Raw genomic sequence first — 18,475 nt, 5'->3', positions numbered from 1 at the left:
AACCGGATCGGAAGCTAGAATGAGAAGGTCCAATCGGAGGGGAGTACTTCCACCAACAGCGACGTCGTCATCACGTTGAATCGGGCGAAAGCCCGACTCACCGGCGCCGCAGGCCAGAACGCGAAGCGGAGTGGCGGAAGGAGACCTCCGGTACCCGACCCGTACCGGAGGAACATCCACGTGGAGGTCCACGCACTCGGATGGGCTGCGCTCGCCGCTCTCATCCTCACCATGATCATCGTCGACATCGTCGGACACATCCGAACCCCCCACGAACCCACCCTGAAAGAAGCGAGCTGGTGGTCAATCGCCTACATCGCGATGGCGATCCTCTTCGGGGGAATCGTCTGGGCAGTGTGGGGCGGAGAATACGGCCAGGAATACTTCGCCGGATACGTCACCGAAAAGGCCCTGTCCATTGACAACCTTTTCGTCTTCGTCATGATGATCGCCGCCTTCACGGTGCCCAGGATCCTCCAACAAGAAGTCCTCCTCTTCGGCATCGTCATCGCCCTCGTCCTGCGCCTCGTCTTCATTCTCCTCGGCGCCGCCCTCATCGAAAACTTCTCCTGGGTTTTCTACATCTTCGGCGCCTGGCTCATCTGGACCGCCCTCTCCCAAGTGCGCGAAGGCACGCAAGAACCGAGCGAACACGAAGCTGAAGACTACAAACCGGGCCTCTTCGTGCGCACGCTCGCCAAAGTGATCCCCGTGTCAGACGGCTTCTACGGGGCGAAGCTCCTCTACCGCCACGCCGGACGAACCACGATCACGCCACTGCTCCTCGCGATCATCGCGATCGGCACCGCGGATGTCATGTTCGCCGTCGACTCGATCCCCGCGATCTACTCACTCACAGAGGAGCCCTACCTCGTTTTTGCGGCCAACGCCTTCTCCCTCCTCGGCCTGCGACAGCTCTACTTCCTCATCGACGGCCTCCTCGACCGCCTCATCTTCCTCCACTACGGGCTCGCCGCGATCCTCGGCTTCATTGGCTTCAAACTCGTCAATCACGCGCTGCACACGAACGAAGTGGCCGTCATCAATGACGGACACCCCGTTGAGCTGATCCCCGAGCCCTCCATCGGAGTTTCCTTCGCCTTCATCCTCACGGTCCTTCTCATCACGATCATCGCCTCCCTGACGGCCTCCGCCAGGAGAGACAACACCCAGTCCACACCAACCGCCAGGAAAGCAAACACCCGGTCCACACCCATCGCCGAGGACGATCCCATTCCCACGACCAGCCTCGACCCACTCGCAACAGGAGCACATCACTGATGTCCGTCGGCCCCATCTCATGGACAATCCTCGCGCTCATCGTCCTCTTCCTCATCGGATTGGACTTCGCCGGACACGTGCGCAACCCCCATCCACCATCCCTGAAAGAATCCCTGGCCTGGACCATCGGATACATCGGGCTCGCACTTGTCTTCGGGCTGATCGTCTGGGTGACGAACGGCGGTGTCTACGCCGCAGAGTTCTACGCGGGATGGGTGACCGAATGGTCCCTCTCAATCGACAACCTCTTCGTCTTCATCCTCATCCTCAAAGCCTTCAGAGTCCCCAGGGAACACCAACAAAAAGCCCTCCTCTTCGGCATCGTCATCGCCCTCGTCCTGCGCCTCGTGTTCATCCTTGCGGGAGCCGCACTCGTTGAACGATTCTCCTGGATCTTCTTCCTTTTCGGCCTCTGGCTCCTCTACACCGCATGGACCCAAGTGCGCGGAGACGACGAGGAAGAAGAGGAATACCACGACAACGCGGTGATCTCCGTCGTGCGGCGCGTCTTGCCCGTGACAGACGGCTTCATCGGGGGCCGTATGCTCTTCCGTCACGGTGGACGCACGCACTTCACGCCCCTGTTCCTCGTGGTTTTCGCACTCGGTACAGCGGACCTCATGTTCGCTTTCGATTCGATCCCCGCGATCTTTGGACTCACCCACGAGGCCTTCTTGGTCTTCGCCTGCAACGCCTTCGCCCTCATGGGACTGCGCCAGCTCTTCTTCCTCGTGGACGGACTCCTGTCAAAACTCGTCTACCTGTCCTACGGTCTGGCCGTGATCCTCGCCTTCATCGGCGCGAAACTGATCCTGCACGCGATGCACACGAACTCCCTGTTCTTCCTCAACGGCGGCGAGCCGATTCACTGGGGACCGGAGATCGGGACCGCGACCTCCCTGATCGTCATCATCGGGGTCCTCACGATCACGATCCTCACTTCCTTGTGGAAATCATCGAGGACGCCCCAGCGCGCCTCGAACGAGAAGAACGACTGAGCGGACGGATTGGTGCACACCGAATCCACACAGATTCAAGGTTTGAGCGAGGCCGAGGTTCTCGCACGCGTCGAAGCGGGCCAGACGAACCACGTTCGGCAAAAGACTTCGCGTTCGCTGCGCTCTATCATTCGCGAAAACATCTTCACCCTGTTCAACGCGATCCTCGTTGGCGCGGCCACCCTCGTCCTCATCTTCGGCCATCCCCAAGATGTCGTGTTCGGGGCCGTCATGGTCTTCAACGCGATCATCGGGATTGTTTCCGAGGTTCGCGCCAAACGCACCCTCGACGCCCTCGCGATCCTCGATGCGCCACAGGCACTCGTCGTGAGGGAAGGAGAAGAGCGTCCGATCCCGACCGGTGACGTCGTCCTTGATGATGTGCTCGTGCTCAAACTCGGCGAGCAGGTGTGCGCAGACGGGATCGTTCTCAACTCCTCCGGGCTCGAAGTCAATGAATCGATCCTGACCGGTGAATCCGCTCCGGTTCGTAAACACGAGGGCGATGAGGTCCTCTCAGGAACCTCCGTCGTCGCTGGAAGCGCCCTTGTACGCACCACCGCAGTGGGGTCCGCGACCTACGCGCAGGGGATCTCCCGCAAAGCGCGCGCCTACATCCGCACGGTGTCGCACATCCAAGTGAGCATTAACCGGGTGCTGCGCGTCATCTCTGCACTCCTCATCCCGGTGATCATCCTGACTCTCTGGTCGCAAACCCGGATCGCCGACTCTGACACCGGGTGGAATCATGCGATCGTCCTCGCGGTCGCCTCAGTGGTCGGGATGATTCCCCAGGGGCTCGTGCTCCTCACCTCCTTGAACTTCGCGATCGGATCGGCGACGCTCGCGCGCAGGGGAGTGCTCGTCCAAGAGCTTGCCGCCGTTGAGGTCCTGGCACGCGTTGATGCGCTCTGCCTCGACAAGACTGGCACCCTGACCACGGGGGAGATTATCGCGAAGGACATTGTTCTCACGGGGGATGAGGCCAGGGGCCTGGTAGCTTTGAGGACTCTCGTGCGGGACCGGACCAATGAGACGGCGCGGGCGATTGCCGACTATCTCGACGATGGGGGAGGCGGGGAAGCGGAGCGGCGCCGGGAAGGCGCAGGACTCGGGGAACCCGGAAACGGCGGAGCACGTGGAGAACGTGAACAACACGGGGAACGCGGAAAAGACGGAGTGCACGAGGGACGCGTTGAACGCGCGGAACTTAGAACTGACGGAGTGCATGAGGGACGCGAACAACACGGGGAAGGCGCGGAACTTAGAACTAACGGAGTGCACGAGGGACGCGAACAACACGGGGAAGGCGCGGAACTTAGAACTAACGGAGTGCACGAGGGACGCGGGGACCACGGACAACACGGAATAGACGTGGCTCGCGAAGAACGTGAGGAGGCCACGTGGGTGATGCCCTTCTCCTCGGCGCGCAAATGGTCGGCCTTCGGTAACGAGCAAGGGGCCTGGTACCTGGGCGCCCCCGAAATTCTCTCCCCCCATTCTCAAGACTCGTCTCAAGACTCGCCCTTCACAGAGCTCATCGCCGCTCGAACTCGTGAAGGCATGAGGGTCGTCGCCCTCGCCCACTCACCGGGCGCCGTGCAATCAGAGGAGTTGCCGAAGCAGCGCGATGTTGTGGGCATCGTCGTCCTCGCTGAAGAGCTGCGCCCCGATGCGAAAGACACGCTCGACTACTTCGCGCAGCAAAAGGTCCGGGTCCGCGTCATCTCGGGCGATAATCCAGCCACCGTGGGTGCGATCGCGACGAGGGCGGGGCTGGGGCGTCCCGATGGGGAACCGCTCGTCATCGCGGATGCCCGTGATCTGCCTGATGATCTTCTCTCCGACGAGTTCCAAAAGGCCGTCATCACCACTGATGTTTTCGGTCGAGTCACTCCCGAACAGAAAAGGGCAATGGTTCAGGCCCTCCAGGCGGACGGTCACTGCGTCGCCATGACCGGCGACGGCGTGAACGACGCTCTGGCCTTGAAGGATGCTGACCTTGGGATCGCCATGGGCAATGGCGCGCAGGCGACGAAAGCGGTCGCACAACTCGTCCTCGTCGACTCGAAATTCTCGGTGCTCCCCGGGGTTGTTGCCGAGGGGCGTCGGATCATTGCGAACATGGAACGAGTGTCCGCGCTCTTCCTCGCGAAGACCGTGTACGCGGCGGTCATTGTTTTCGCCTGTGCGATCCTCGCTTTGCAGTACCCCTTCTTGCCACGGCATTTCACGTACATTGATGCTTTCACGATTGGGATTCCCGCTTTCTTCCTTGCGCTTGCACCGAACTCTCGGCGTTATGTGCCCGGCTTCCTGAAGCGGACCCTTGCCCTCGCTGTGCCTGCTGGAGTGATCCTCTCGGCTGCGGCTCTTAGCGCCTACCTGCTGATCGGGAGCGGCCGAGTCGAAGGGCAGACCGGCGCGACTTTGTCGCTGATGATCGGCGCGGTGTTCCTCCTTTCGGTGACGGCCCGGCCTTTTGTGCCCTGGAGGGTCGCGCTGCTCGCCGCCATGATCGCAGCGTCGGTCTTGGGAGTTTTGATCCCTTTTACGAGGCACTTTTTTGCCCTGGAATGGCCAAGCGCCACCCAATGGGGGATCATCATCGCCTGTGGTGTGCTTGCGGCGGCGCTCATTGAGATCTCGCACCGCGCTCACCATGGGAGAATTCACGCCCGAGCCGAGGCCGAGGGGCGCGCCTGAGTATTGTGCAGTAGGGAGGGGAGTCCGCCTCGCCTATTCCAGGTTTCCGGGCATGCTTCGCCGCCTGTTCCAGGTTTCCGGGCATGCTTCGCCGCCTGTTCCAGGTTTCCCGGCAGAAATGGGCGCCATAGGGCAGGAGGAGGACGGGAACCGTGGAATCCGATGGGGCAGAGTGGTGGCGCTTGCCGACGTCATGGCCTGTTCCAGGTTTCCCAACATGCTTTGCCGCCTATTCCAGGTTTTCCGGCAGAAATGGGCGTCATAGGGCGGGAGGAGGACGGGAACTCTGGAATCCGATGGGGGCAGAGTGGTGGCGCTTGCCGACGTCATCGCCTGTTCCAGGTTTCCCGGCATGCTTCGCCGCCTATTCCAGGTTTCCCGGCAGAAATGGGCGCCATAGGGCAGGCGGAGGACGGGAACCCTGGAATCCGGTAGAGGAGAGTGGTGGCGCTGGCCGACTTCATCGCCTATTCCAGCTTTCCCAACATGCCGCGCAGCCGATTCCAGGTTTCCCGGCAGAAATGGGCGCCATAGGGCAGGAGGAGGACGGGAACCATGGAATCCAGTAGAGGAGAGTGGTGAAGCTTCCCGACGTCATCGCCTATTCCAGGTCTTCCAACATGCTTCGTCGCCTATTCCAGGTTTCCCGGCAGAAATGGGCGTCATAGGGCAGGAATAGGACGGTAACCCTGGAATCCAGCAGCGGAGAGTGGTGGCACTTGCCGACGTCACAGGGAATGAACGTCGGGAACCGTGGAATCCGATGGGGCAGAGTGGTGGCGCTCCCCTCCGCCACTGGGGAGCAGCACTGCGGAATGCTGGAAGCGACCCGCTCAATATGTCCCGCGAATGCACAAAGAATCCGCGCAGGCGATAGGGCGTGCGCGGATTCTTTGCAGAAAAGATCAGAATCGTGAGATCACGGGATTCCAAGGTCGGACGACGCGTTCGCTCACGACCTTCTCCTTCTTGAAGGGATCCTCATCGAGAAGAGCTTCGACTTCATCAAGAGTTTCGGCCTCAATGATGAGAAGAGCTCCGGGGGTGTCGCCGCCGAGCGGGCCGGAGGCAACGTTGAGTCCCTTATCGCGCAAGTCAGAGAGGAACGCGCGGTGGGTCGGGCGAATCTCGTCGGCGAGTTCGCTGAGTTCGGGATCGTATGCGTAAGTCACTGCGAAGAAAGCCATGGCTCCACCGTAGGGGCATCACGGGCGTTGTGGTGTTCAAACGGAACGATGGGGATGAGGTTCTTTCAAAAACTGCAGGGGACAAGGCTTTCCGACAACGCTGATCAAGTCCCATGGCAACGTGAAACGGATCGGCTTGGCGCATTGTTACGCGACAGCGAGGGGTTGTGCGATGAGCTGGAGTGCGCCGTACTCCTGGAGGTCATGGGGCGCTGGAGGGCAATGGGGCGTGAGGCGCACGTGTGCCGCGCAGCATGTTCCGAGGACGGTCCGAAAGGCCTCTTGGATCAGAGAGATACAAGAAACTTGCAAAACGATCACCCGCTCCCGCACCAAGGCCTGAGGTCAAGAACCACTCCGACACCAAAGCCTGAGGTCGAGAACCGCACCCTCACCAAAGCCTGAGGTCGAGAACCGCGCCCGCACCAAGGCCTGAGGTCGAGAACCGCTCCCGCACCAAGGCCTGAGGTCGAGAACCGCTCCCGCACCAAGGCCTGAGGTCGAGAACCGCTCCCGCACCAAGGCCTCAGGCAGTGAACAACGCCTGCCCAGAGAAGCAAGAGGGACGCGATGCGGAGTGCAATGACGTCATTGGCTGAAAAAGGCCCCATGCCCCCAAGACACCTCAAATGGCCTCAATCCAACCCAGGACCCTTAATCCAACCCACGACCTTCGATCCACTCCAGGACCTTGACACCAATCACATGGTCTCAACAGACCCCAAGGCCCGATAAATAATGCCAGTTCTCACACTCGCCCCAGGATGGAACACCTGTACGACACTGAGAGGCGGACACGGGTAGGATTCAAGGGTGCATGACTCTCTGATTATCTCGGGCGCCCGCGAACACAATCTCAAGGATGTTCACCTCGAGCTTCCTCGAGACGCGATGATCGTCTTCACCGGGCTCTCGGGTTCAGGCAAGTCCTCCCTCGCCTTCGACACGATCTTCGCCGAAGGGCAACGCCGCTACGTCGAGTCCTTGTCCTCCTATGCGCGTCAATTCCTCGGGCAAATGGACAAGCCCGATGTGGACTTCATCGAAGGCCTCTCCCCAGCAGTGTCGATCGATCAGAAGTCGACTTCCCGCAACCCGCGCTCCACGGTCGGCACGATTACTGAAATCCACGACTACCTGCGTCTCCTCTTCGCTCGCGCGGGCACAGCGCACTGCCCGAGCTGCGGGGCGAAGATCCAGGCCCAAACACCCCAGCAGATCGTTGACAGGGTCCGCGCCATGGACGAGGGCACCCGCTTCCAAGTGCTCTCACCGGTCGTCAGGGGCCGCAAAGGCGAATACCAGGACCTCATCGAGGAGCTGCGCACTTCAGGTTTCACGCGCGCGATCATCGACGGGGAAATGCTTCGCCTCGAGAACGCTCCCGTCTTGGAGAAGAAACTCCGCCACACCATCGAGGTCGTCGTCGACCGTCTCGTTGTCCGCGAAGGAATGCGCCAACGCCTGACGGACTCGGTGGAAACAGCTCTCAGACTCTCCGAGGGCCTCGTCATCATCGACGCCGTCGACCTTCCCGAGGACGACCCGGAACGCAGGAGACGCTATTCAGAGAAGCGCTCCTGCCCGAACGACCACGTCCTCGCCCTCGAAGAGATCGAACCGCGCACTTTCTCATTCAACGCCCCGTACGGCGCGTGCCCTGAATGCACGGGCCTGGGGACGCGCCTCGAAGTCGACCCGGATCTTGTCGTCCCCGATGAGGAGCTGAGCCTTTCCGAGGGCGCAGTCATTGTGTGGAACTCGAACTTCAGTTACCACAAGCGCCTGCTCAGCTCACTTGCCAAAGAACTCGGCTTCTCCATGAAAACCCCATGGAAGGACCTGCCCGACGAGGTGCGCGACGCGGTCCTCTTCGGTAAGGACTACGAGGTTCAAGTCAAGTTCCGCAACCGTTGGGGGCGTGAACGCTCCTACACGACGGGCTTTGAAGGGGCAGTGAACTTCATTGAGCGCAAGCTTTCCGAAACAGAGTCCGAATCCGTTTCCGAAAAGCTCGAAGCGTATATGCGCGAGATCCCCTGTCCCATCTGCAAGGGCGCGCGCCTGCGCCCGGAAGTCCTGGCCGTCACAGTGGGTGGACTTTCGATCGCCGAGCTTTCCGATTTGTCAATCGTCGACGCCCGCAAGCATCTCGAACACCTCGAATTGGATCAGCGTTCCCAGGCGATTTCCGCTCCGATCCTTCAAGAGATCCGCGCCCGCCTCGACTTCCTCGTGGACGTTGGCTTGACCTACCTGACGCTCTCTCGCGCGGCCGGCACCCTTTCAGGTGGGGAAGCACAAAGGATTCGCCTCGCCACGCAGATCGGTTCGGGCCTTGTGGGCGTCCTCTACGTTTTGGACGAACCTTCGATCGGCCTGCATCAGCGCGACAACCGTAAGCTCATCGACACCCTCAAACGGCTGCGCGACCTCGGCAATACTCTCATCGTCGTCGAACACGACGAGGAAACAATGGAGGCGGCCGACTGGATCGTCGATATTGGGCCGGGAGCTGGAGAAACGGGCGGCTGGGTTGTCCACTCCGGCACCCTCAAGGACTTGAAGAAGAACACGAGATCCATCACCGGCGACTACCTTTCGGGCCGCAGAGCGATCCTCGCACCCGAGCAACGCCGCACCGTCGATCCCAAGAGGATCCTCACCGTCAAAGGGGCGAGGGAACACAACCTGAGCAATGTGACCGTGGATTTCCCGCTTGGCTGCTTCGTCGCTGTGACCGGAGTGTCGGGCTCGGGCAAGTCGACTCTCGTCAATTCGATCCTCTACCGTTCCCTCGCTTCTCGTCTCAACGGCGCGCGACTCGTCCCAGGCCGCCATCGCAGCGTCGCCGGAACGGAGCACCTCGACAAGGTCGTGCACGTCGACCAGTCGCCGATCGGGCGCACCCCGCGTTCAAACCCCGCGACCTACACGGGAGTGTGGGACCAGATCCGCAAGCTCTTCGCTGAGACTCCCGAGGCGAAGGTCCGAGGTTATGGGCCGGGTCGTTTCTCCTTCAATGTGAAGGGCGGACGCTGTGAGGCTTGCCGGGGTGATGGGACTTTGCGCATCGAAATGAACTTCCTGCCGGACGTGTACGTGCCCTGCGAGGTCTGCCACGGGGCGCGTTACAACCGTGAGACCCTCGAGATTCTCTACAAGGGCAAGTCAGTTGCGGATGTGCTCAACATGCCGGTTGCCGAGGCCGCCGAGTTCTTCGCACCGATCACGAGGATCGCCCGCCACCTCAACACTCTTGTCGAGGTCGGCTTGGGCTATGTGCGACTCGGCCAGTCGGCGACGACCCTGTCGGGCGGCGAGGCGCAACGCGTCAAGCTCGCCTCTGAGCTTCACCGGCGTTCAACGGGGCGCACCGTGTACGTCCTCGACGAACCGACCACGGGCCTGCATTCTGAGGACATCCGCAAGCTCCTCCTCGTTTTGCAGTCCCTTGTCGACAAGGGGAACACCGTCATCGTCATCGAACACAATCTCGATGTCATCAAGTCAGCGGATTGGCTGATCGACATGGGGCCCGAGGGCGGGGCCGGAGGCGGCAGAGTCGTCGCGGAGGGAACCCCCGAGCAGGTCGTCGAGGTCGAGGGCTCCTACACGGGGCTCTTCCTCAAGGATGTTCTGGTGAAGGATCGTGCCGCACATGAGCTCGCAGCCGTGAAGAAGAGCTCGAAGAAGAAACACGTGAGCGCCACGAAGAAGGAGAAGTAGGCGGGGCTGGTGGCGGCAGTGTCGTCGCGGAGGGGATGCCCGAGCAGGTCGTTGAGCAAGCCGTAGAAGCGGTCGAGGGAGCCCTGGAAGCGGTCCTGTGGAAGCCGTCAAGCAAGCCGTGGAGGCAGTCGAAAAAGCCCTCAGAGCGCTGAAGGGCCGAGCCCTCACAGTGCTGAAGGGCTGAGCCTCGCCCTACTTCTTTTCCGTGGTGCGCAGGTGGATCTCGTCAATGTTCATTGAGGACGGAAGGTCCAGCGCGAGACGCACCGTGCGGGCCACGTCCTCGGGCCGCATATGCTCCTCAGGACGGTAAGGCCTACCCGCCTGTGCTTGCATCTCGACCTGCATATCCGTGTCGATCCTGCCCGGATGCAAAGAGACAACGCGCACGCGCCCCCTTTCTTGCTCCCGAAGGCATTCGGTGAAAGCCTTTAGCGCCCACTTCGAGACGCAATAGGCCGCGTCCGAAGGATAAATCCGAACTCCCGCCCCGGAGTTCGTCATGACGATGGTCCCTACACTCTCACGCAGGAACGGCAGAGCAATGCGGGTCAGATCCGCAACGGCGACAAGGTTCGTTTCAAGGACGCTGCGCCACTGAACACGGTCGGTCTCGTCAATCGTGGCTTTCTTCCCGATGCCCGCATTGTTCACGAGCACATCGAGTCGGCCCGCCACCTCCATAGCCCGATCGAAAGCCGTTGCGAGGGCTTTTTCATCAGCAAGATCAGCGATCAGAGGAAGAGCATTGGGAAAGGCTTGAAGCGCAGGCATCACGGAATCGGCGCTCCGACCCCCCACAATGATGCGATGAGTGCTCGACAATTCCTTCGCGATCGCCGCCCCCAAGCCACGAGTCGCGCCCGTAATCAGAGCAACCGGAGCCTCTGGCGTCATCCTCAGGCTTCTTTCTGCGAAGCGTCGGCGTACAAGGCATCAACCTCGGAGGCGTAGTCGCGCAGGACCGCGCGGCGCTTGAGCTTCAAAGAAGGCGTAAGATACCCGTTCTCCACCGTGAAAGCGGCGTTGACAATACGGTATCGGCGGATCGATTCCGCGCGGGAAACCCGCTTATTCGCCCGGGCGATCGCCCTGTCCAAAGACTCGCGCACTAGCGGCAGTTCCGCGGCCGCCGCAGGATCCACCGTGTCCAAGCCCTTCGACTTCAACCAGACGGGCAGCATTTCCGTATCGAGGGCGATGAGCGCACCAATATAGGGGCGGTTATCACCAACAACGACAACACTGGAGATCAGAGGATGAGTCTGCAGGGAGTCTTCGAGGATCTCCGGGGACACGTTCTTCCCACCGGCTGTGACGATCAGGTCCTTCTTACGGCCGGTGATCCGCAGGTGGCCGGTGGAGTCGATCGCCCCGAGGTCACCGGATCTGAACCATCCATCCTGGAAGGCTTGGGCGGTCTCCTCGGGCAGGTTGTGGTAGCCCTTCGACACGCAGACCCCTTTGAGGAGGATCTCCCCGTCCTCGGCGATCCGGATCGAATTGCCCGGCCAAGGGAAACCAACAGAATCGGGTGGGAAATCACTAGGCCATTCCACTGCGATCGGGCCGGTCGTTTCCGTGAGGCCATACCCCTGCAGGAGGGTGAGCCCAAGACCCCGGTAGAAGTGCGCAAGATCAGCGGCAAGGGGCGCACCACCGCAGATGATCGTGTGCAAATTCGGCCCGAGGGCGGCCTTCACCTTCTTCAGGGCGAGCATGTCGGCGATCTTGATGCGGGTCGACAGGCCGAAAGACGGGCCGGGAGAGCCGGCAGCATTCGGATCCGTGATCTGCGAGGTGTCGGCGGTCGGCACACCCACACCGGGAGTCACTTCAATCTCGGGCGCAGGCGCGTATGCGGTTGAACGGGACAGTGCGCGCGCCTGCTTCGTCGCCCAGGAGAAAACGGAACCCTTGAAGCCCTGACCCGCCTTAGCGGTCGCCGCGTTGTAGACCTTCTCGAGGACGCGGGGAACGACTAGGAGCATCGTGGGTTTGAAGGTCGCAATGTCAGAGAGGAGGTTGCGCGTGTCGGGAGCGAAAGCGAGGCGCCCCTGGCCCGCGAGCAGCGCATACATGACGAAACGTGCAAGCGAGTGCGCGACGGGCAAGAACAGTAGGGAACGAGACTTCGGGGAGTTGATGAGCTCGGGCAGGAAATCGTAGGCCTGAATGAAGGACTCGATGAAGTTGCCGTGGGTGAGTTCAATGCCTTTCGGCATTCCCGTGGTGCCCGAGGAGTAGATGATCGTCGCGAGATCATGGAGTTCGACACCATCGCGACGCTCCTCAAGGACGCTCTGCTCAACCCCCAGTGAGGCTTCCGCGATTTCACGCTCAGCTCCCTGATCGAGAGCCATGATGCGCACACTCTCATCGGCAACGGAGCGCACCAATTCTGCCTGTTGGGAAGTGGCGGTGAAGACCAGGGAAATATCCGAATCGGCAAGGATGTGCGTGATCTGCGCGGCGGAATCCGTTTCGTAGATCGGCACCGTGACCGCTCCGCATGAAAGGCAGGCGAGGTCGATGAGGGCCCACTCATAGGAGGTCGGCGCGAGGATTGCGATACGGGAACCCGCTTCGACACCCAATCCAATGAGTCCGCGCCCGAAATCGTCGATTCGGCGGGCGAAGTCATTGATTGTCATTGGCCTCCACACGCCCACAGCGTCACGCCGCTCGATTGCGACCTGTCCGGGATGTTCTTGGGCCCGCAGATGAATCATCTTCGGGAGGTTCCACGTGGGATCGGCCTGCCGGGTCGGAGTGTTCTCCCAGGTCGCAGCGTCGATGTGGCGCAGAGTCATGAGTTCTTCTTCCTTGAGTTCTCGCCTTCGGCGTAGAGGGCGTCGACCTCGTGGGCGAAATCGCGCAGGACGGCCGATCGTTTGAGCTTGAGGGAAGGGGTGAGGTAGCCGTTCTCCACTGTGAAAGCCGTGTCGATGATCCTGAAACGGCGAATCGATTCGGCCCGGGAGACGGCCTTATTCGCTTTCGCGACTGCCCTTTCCAGGGAGGCTTGAATTTCGGGGAGCTTCGCGGCGGCAGCCGGATCCACGACGGGCAGGCCGTGATTCGTCAGCCAAGAGCCGAGCATGTCGTGGTCGAGGGTGAAGAGCGCGCCGATATAGGGGCGGGCGTCGCCGACGACGATCACGCTGGCAAGAAGCGGGTGGGTGATGAGCTGCTCTTCGAGGACCTCCGGGGAGACGTTCTTACCTCCGGCCGTCACAATGAGTTCCTTCTTACGGCCCGTGATCTGCAGGCCGTGCTTGCGGTCCATGGAGCCGAGGTCGCCGGTGTGGAACCAGCCGTGCTCCATGACCTGCGCTGTCTCATCGGGCAGGTTGTAGTAGCCGCGCATGACGGACACGCCCTTGACGAGGATCTCCCCGTCTTTCGCGATCTTCACGAAGTTGCCCGGCAAGACGGGACCCACATAGCCGGAGGGGTGATGGTCGAGGCTTTGCACGGCAAGGGGACCGGTCGTTTCTGACAGGCCGTAGCCCTGGAGGAGGGTGAGTCCCATTCCCGAGTAGAACTGGGAAAGATCCGCCGCAAGTGGCGCGCCACCGCTGATGACGTAGCGAAGGTTCGGGCCGATGATCTGGCGGACCTTCTTCAAAACGAGAGAGTCGGCGAGGTGGTGGCGCATCCTGAGGAAGGGGGAGGGGCCCAGACGTGATTCTTGTGCACGGGCATAGGCCTTCGCCTGCTTCGCGGACCACGAGAAGATCGTCTTCTTCAATCCCTTGCCTGCTTTCGCTGAGGCCGCGTTGTAAATCTTTTCGAGGACGCGGGGCACGACAAGGAGGATGGAGGGTTTGAAGGCTTTGAGGTCGGGCAGGAGGTTCTTGATATTGGGCGAGAAGCCGATGACTCCCTGGCCGGAGAGGATGACGTGCATGACGAGGCGGGCGAGCACGTGGGCGAGGGGCAGGAAGAGGAGGATTCGAGTATCGGGAGAGTCGATGACGGAGCCGAGGAGCTGACGGGTCGAGTGGCAGGTTCCGACGAAATTCGCGTGCGTGAGGGCAACGCCCTTGGGAACGCCGGTCGTTCCCGAGGTGTAGATGATTGTCGCGAGATCCTCACTGCGCACTGCGGCTTTACGCCGTTCCAGTTCTTGAGCGTCGATGCGCTGGGCGGCGCTGGCAATCTCGCGCATGGCGCCCGTGTCGATCGCGGACACGCAGACGAGGGAATTGGGAATAACCGAGGAAACGAGTTCGGCCTGTTGGGCGCTCTGTGTGAAGACCCGCGTGACTTTCGCGTCGGAAAGGATGTGTGTGATCTGCGCGGCAGAATCGGATTCGTAGATCGGGACGGTCACGGCGCCGATTGACAGGATTGCGAAGTCGAGGAGCATCCACTCAAAAGATGTGGGGGAGAGGATCGCGACCGCGTCACCGTGGCGCACTCCGAGGCCGATGAGGCCGCGAGCCGTGTCGTCGATTCTGCGTTGGAGCTCACCTGCTGTGATGGGGCGGGTCGTGCCGACAGGAGTGCGCTCCTGGACGGCGACCTGCTGGGGGCGGGTCTTGGCCCGAGCAGCGAAAAGGGAGGTGGCCGTGTCTGCCGGATCGATCGTGAATTTGGCTTTCACGGTGTACGAGCCATCACGCAGCTTCTTCATGGAGGGTCCTTTCGCTGCCGAATTGATTTAAGACTTTGAACAGCTTGCCGACTTCGAAGGGTAACGGGGTCTTCGCCGCCCGGTGCTCGAACACGCCCAGGTCGAGCGCGAGATGCCTCATGTTCGACAAAACCGTCACGCCCACAATCACATGATCACATGAAAGCCGAGGTGGCGAAGCACATCGAGACGCGTGAAGCGAAAACCGGGAGGGATTGATAAGAAAGGCGCAGGGAGCTTTCAGAGGTCGTAGTACATCTGGTACTCGAAAGGATGCGGGTAGACCCGCATTGGTGCAACTTCCTGAGTCTCCTTGTAGTCGAGCCACGTGTCGATGAGATCCTGGGTGAAGACATCTCCCTCGGTGAGGAACTCGTGGTCCTCACGAAGCGCTTCAAGCGCAGCCTCCAAAGAGGAAGGCAGTTTCGCAATGTCCAAGTATTCGGCGGGCGGAAGCTCGTAGAGGTCCTTGTCGATGGGGGCGGCGGGTTCGATGCGGCGTTTGATGCCGTCGATTCCGGCCATGAGGCAGGCAGCAAAAGACAGGTACGGGTTCGCTGAAGGATCCGGGACCCGGTATTCGACTCGCTTGGCCTTCGGGGAGGTCCCGGTCACGGGGATGCGAATGCAGGCTGAGCGGTTGCGCGCCGAGTACACGAGGTTGATGGGCGCTTCGAAACCGGGGACGAGGCGGCGGAAGGAGTTCACTGAAGGATTCGTGAAGGCCAAGAGCGCGGGGGCGTGCTCGAGCAGGCCCCCGATGAACCAACGGGCAAGATCTGAAAGGGAACCGTAGCCGCGCTCATCGTAGAAAAGGGGTTCGCCGTTCTTCCACAGTGACAAGTGCGTGTGCATTCCCGAGCCGTTGTCACCGAAAAGTGGCTTGGGCATGAAGGTCGCCGAATGCCCCAGTTCAAGGGCGGTGTTCTTGATGACGTACTTGAACTTCATCATGTCGTCGGCGGCTTTTTGCAGAGGAGCGAAGCGGTAGTTGATCTCCTGCTGGCCGCCCGATCCGACCTCGTGGTGGGCGCGTTCAATGTCGAGGCCGACTGCCGCGAGCTTGCGGACCATCTCATCGCGAATATCGCAGTACTGGTCCTGGGGTGAAACAGGGAAGTAGCCTCCCTTGATCGGCACTTTGTAGCCGAGGTTGCCGCCCTCTTCCTTCGTGCCGGTATTCCAATAGGCTTCAGGGGAGTCAATCGAGAAGAAAGTCGAGTTCGGGGAGACCTGGTAGCGGACATCACTGAAGAGGTAGAACTCGGCTTCAGCGCCGATGAAGCAGGTGTCTGCAATGCCGGTGGAACGCAGATACGCTTCGGCCTTCGCTGCGACCTGGCGCGGGTCACGTGAGAAAGGCTCATCCGTGAAGGGGTCGACGATGGAGAAGTTCACGATGAGGGTTGTCGCAGCACGGAAGGGGTCGAGGAAGGCGGAGGAGATATCGGGGATGAGCTTCATATCCGACTCGTGGATTGCGGTGAATCCTCTAATGGAGGAGCCGTCGAACATGAGGCCGTTTTCGAGGGCGTCGTCGACGAAAACGGCGGCGGGGATTGTGAAGTGCTGCTGGACTCCGGGCACGTCGCAGAAACGAACGTCGACGAATTCGACCTGCTCCTTCTCGATGAATTCTGCGATTTCGGCCGAACTCGTGAACATGTTTCGTCCTTCCTCACGCCCGAGCGCGAGCGAGTGAGTGAGTCTGAGCGGTAAAGGCATGGCAAAGCGTCAGCCACGTAAATGGTAATCCACGCCTGTGGCCCTGCCGTCTTCCTCGTCCAAATACCGGCGAAATCCACTCTTGTGGTGCACGCCCCCGCCACCCCTCGCGGCACTCGTCTCACCTGCTCGCGTATCCTGAAGTAATGGCAGATCCCGCGACCTACCGGCCCCCCACAGGAGACATCCCCACCTCGCCGGGCGTCTACCGTTTCAGTGATGGGCACGGTCGCGTCATCTACGTCGGCAAGGCGAAAAACCTGAGAAACCGCCTGACGAACTACTTCCAAGACCCCGCGAATCTGCATCCGCGCACACAGCAGATGGTCTTCACCGCGACCCGCGTCCAATGGACCGTAGTCCGCAGCGAAATCGAAGCCCTCACCCTCGAATTTACGTGGATCAAAGAATTCAATCCACGATTCAACGTCATCTTCAAAGATGACAAGACCTACCCCTATCTGGCGGTGACAATGGGGGAGCGCTTCCCCAGGGTCCAAGTCACCCGGCAGGCGAAACGAGCGGGCACGAACTACTACGGCCCCTACACGCAGATCTGGGCGATCAGAGAAACAATCGACCTCCTCTCACGTGTCTACCCCGTGAGGACCTGCGCCCCGGGAGTCTTCCAAAGGGCGAGGGCGCAGGGGCGTCCCTGTCTTCTCGCCGACATTGAGAAATGCTCCGCGCCCTGCGTCGGGCGAATCAGCGAGGAAGAGCACCGGGCCCTGGCTGAATCACTGTGCGAGTTCATGGAAGGAAAGACCGGCCCCATTGTCCGCGACCTGCGCACACGAATGAAAGAAGCGGCCGCAGAACTCGACTATGAAACGGCCGCTCACCTTCGAGACGATATTGCCGCGATTGAAACGGTCCTGGAGAAGAACGCGGTCGTCCTCGACGATGGGACCGACGCGGATGTCTTCGCCCTCGCCGCCGATGAACTTGACGCCGCCGTCCACGTCTTCCACGTCCGCGGAGGCAGGATCCGCGGTACTCGAGGCTGGGTGATCGACCGAGTCGACGAGGCCGATGAGGCGCAGCTCATGGAGCGCCTGCTTGAACAGGTCTACTCTCAGTTGCCTCCGGCGCCGCCCACGCGACAACGCCGCGAACAAGAGGGGCCTTCCTCAGTTGACGATGTCGCACACACTCCGACCTCGGCGATCCCGCGCGAGATTCTGCTCTCCCACATGCCCTCGACCCCTGAGATCATCGCCCAGTGGCTTTCCGAGCGGCGCGGATCGAAGGTCGTGGTGCACACACCTAAGCGCGGTCCGAAAGCGCAACTCATGGCAACCGTCGTGGAGAATGCACGCCAGGCGCTCGAGGTGCACAGGACCCGTCGGGCCTCCGATTTGAGTGAACGTGCGAAAGCTCTGGAGGAACTCGCTGAGAACCTCGGATTGGACACCACTCCGCTGAGGATCGAATGCTACGACGTGTCGCACACCATGGGCCAGGATCAGGTCGCCTCAATGGTTGTCTTCGAGGACGGTGCGCCCCGGAAGGACGCGTATCGCGCGTACAACATCCGTGGCGAGGACGGGCAGGGCACCCCCGATGACACGAGTGCCATGGATGAGGTACTCAAGCGCCGCTTCTCGCGCCTGCTCGCCGAGGAAGCGGGAATCAAGGGCGAGGACGAGGAGGGAGTCGCCTACGAGTCGGGACCGATTGATGCCACCACTGGACGCCCCAGGCGCTTTTCCTACCGCCCTGACCTGGTGGTCGTTGACGGCGGGCTTCCCCAGGTGAACGCCGCCAGGCGTGCCCTTGATGAGATCGGGGTTGATATTCCCCTCGTCGGCCTGGCGAAGCGGCTTGAAGAGGTGTGGATCCCCGGAGACGAGTTCCCGCTGATCCTGCCGCGTTCCTCGGCCGCACTGCACCTCTTGCAGTATCTGCGCGACGAGTCTCACCGTTTCGCGATTACGAAGCATCGTCAACGCAGGGGCAAGGGGGTGACCCGTTCCGTCCTTGATGCGATTCCGGGCGTTGGGCCTGCCCGTCAAAAGGCCCTCCTCAAGGCCTTCGGTTCCGTCAAACGCCTGCGCCTCGCCTCGCTTGAGGAAGTGGCCTCAGTGCCCGGAATCGGGTTGTCCTTGGCTTCAACGATCCTTGAAGCCCTCGATCCGAAACACACTGACGGCCGCTGAGGGCCCCTAAAGCGGGCTCGAATGGAGGAGCCTCGACTACCCTGGACG

The 18,475-nt window shown here is 61.2% G+C and carries 11 protein-coding genes; 5 read left to right on the top strand and 6 right to left on the bottom strand.

The window, feature by feature from the left end; genetic code table 11:
- The first annotated feature begins 180 nt into the window (after positions 1-180).
- From FFA61_RS04465 to FFA61_RS04455, 3 genes are read left to right on the top strand one after another with little or no spacing between them, the layout of a single operon-like run.
- Complete coding sequence (locus tag FFA61_RS04465) at positions 181-1,281, top strand: TerC family protein (RefSeq protein ID WP_005963806.1); 1,101 nt, start codon at positions 181-183, stop codon at positions 1,279-1,281.
- Positions 1,281-2,279, top strand: a complete 999-nt coding sequence (locus tag FFA61_RS04460) for a TerC/Alx family metal homeostasis membrane protein (RefSeq protein WP_005963804.1) — start codon at positions 1,281-1,283, stop codon at positions 2,277-2,279. Before FFA61_RS04465 ends, FFA61_RS04460 begins: the two co-directional genes overlap by 1 nt.
- 12 nt (positions 2,280-2,291) lie before the next feature.
- A complete protein-coding gene (locus FFA61_RS04455) occupies positions 2,292-4,985 on the top strand; it encodes a cation-translocating P-type ATPase (RefSeq protein WP_131247327.1) in 2,694 nt (897 codons plus the stop codon).
- Positions 4,986-5,890: 905 nt separating this feature from the next.
- On the opposite strand, the gene FFA61_RS04450 is transcribed toward FFA61_RS04455, so the two are convergent.
- The gene (locus tag FFA61_RS04450) at positions 5,891-6,172 is read right to left on the bottom strand and encodes a YciI family protein (RefSeq protein ID WP_005963795.1); all 282 of its coding nucleotides are present in this window, start codon (positions 6,170-6,172) and stop codon (positions 5,891-5,893) included.
- Between the two features lie 813 nt (positions 6,173-6,985).
- Here FFA61_RS04450 and uvrA point away from each other — a divergent pair.
- Positions 6,986-9,901 (top strand): excinuclease ABC subunit UvrA, encoded by a 2,916-nt coding sequence (uvrA, locus tag FFA61_RS04445; RefSeq protein ID WP_005963788.1) that lies wholly within the window; start codon positions 6,986-6,988, stop codon positions 9,899-9,901.
- Between the two features lie 192 nt (positions 9,902-10,093).
- Here uvrA and FFA61_RS04440 read toward each other — a convergent pair whose 3' ends face one another.
- The 5 genes from FFA61_RS04440 to glnA form a co-directional block, all read right to left on the bottom strand.
- Positions 10,094-10,798, bottom strand: a complete 705-nt coding sequence (locus tag FFA61_RS04440) for an SDR family oxidoreductase (RefSeq protein WP_005963786.1) — start codon at positions 10,796-10,798, stop codon at positions 10,094-10,096.
- Positions 10,799-10,800: 2 nt separating this feature from the next.
- Positions 10,801-12,714, bottom strand: a complete 1,914-nt coding sequence (locus tag FFA61_RS04435; protein ID WP_005963782.1) for an AMP-dependent synthetase/ligase — start codon at positions 12,712-12,714, stop codon at positions 10,801-10,803.
- Positions 12,711-14,543: an AMP-dependent synthetase/ligase gene (locus FFA61_RS04430; RefSeq protein ID WP_005963779.1), complete on the bottom strand. Its 1,833-nt coding sequence runs from the start codon at positions 14,541-14,543 to the stop codon at positions 12,711-12,713. The genes FFA61_RS04435 and FFA61_RS04430 overlap by 4 nt, the downstream gene beginning before the upstream one ends.
- Positions 14,527-14,688: a hypothetical protein gene (locus tag FFA61_RS09180; protein ID WP_165544469.1), complete on the bottom strand. Its 162-nt coding sequence runs from the start codon at positions 14,686-14,688 to the stop codon at positions 14,527-14,529. The genes FFA61_RS04430 and FFA61_RS09180 overlap by 17 nt, the downstream gene beginning before the upstream one ends.
- Before the next feature lie 95 nt (positions 14,689-14,783).
- The gene (glnA, locus tag FFA61_RS04425) at positions 14,784-16,208 is read right to left on the bottom strand and encodes a type I glutamate--ammonia ligase (RefSeq protein ID WP_005963774.1); all 1,425 of its coding nucleotides are present in this window, start codon (positions 16,206-16,208) and stop codon (positions 14,784-14,786) included.
- Between the two features lie 206 nt (positions 16,209-16,414).
- Between glnA and uvrC the strand changes: the two genes are divergently transcribed.
- On the top strand, positions 16,415-18,427 hold the full coding sequence (gene uvrC, locus FFA61_RS04420; RefSeq protein ID WP_005963772.1) for an excinuclease ABC subunit UvrC: 2,013 nt from the start codon (positions 16,415-16,417) through the stop codon (positions 18,425-18,427).
- The last annotated feature ends 48 nt before the right edge of the window (positions 18,428-18,475 follow it).

The sequence above is a fragment of the Schaalia cardiffensis F0333 genome, assembly GCF_005886435.1.
GTDB lineage: Bacteria > Actinomycetota > Actinomycetes > Actinomycetales > Actinomycetaceae > Pauljensenia > Pauljensenia cardiffensis.
Note: the sequence above shows the minus strand (reverse complement) of the source record. Positions and strands in the feature narration are given on the sequence as shown.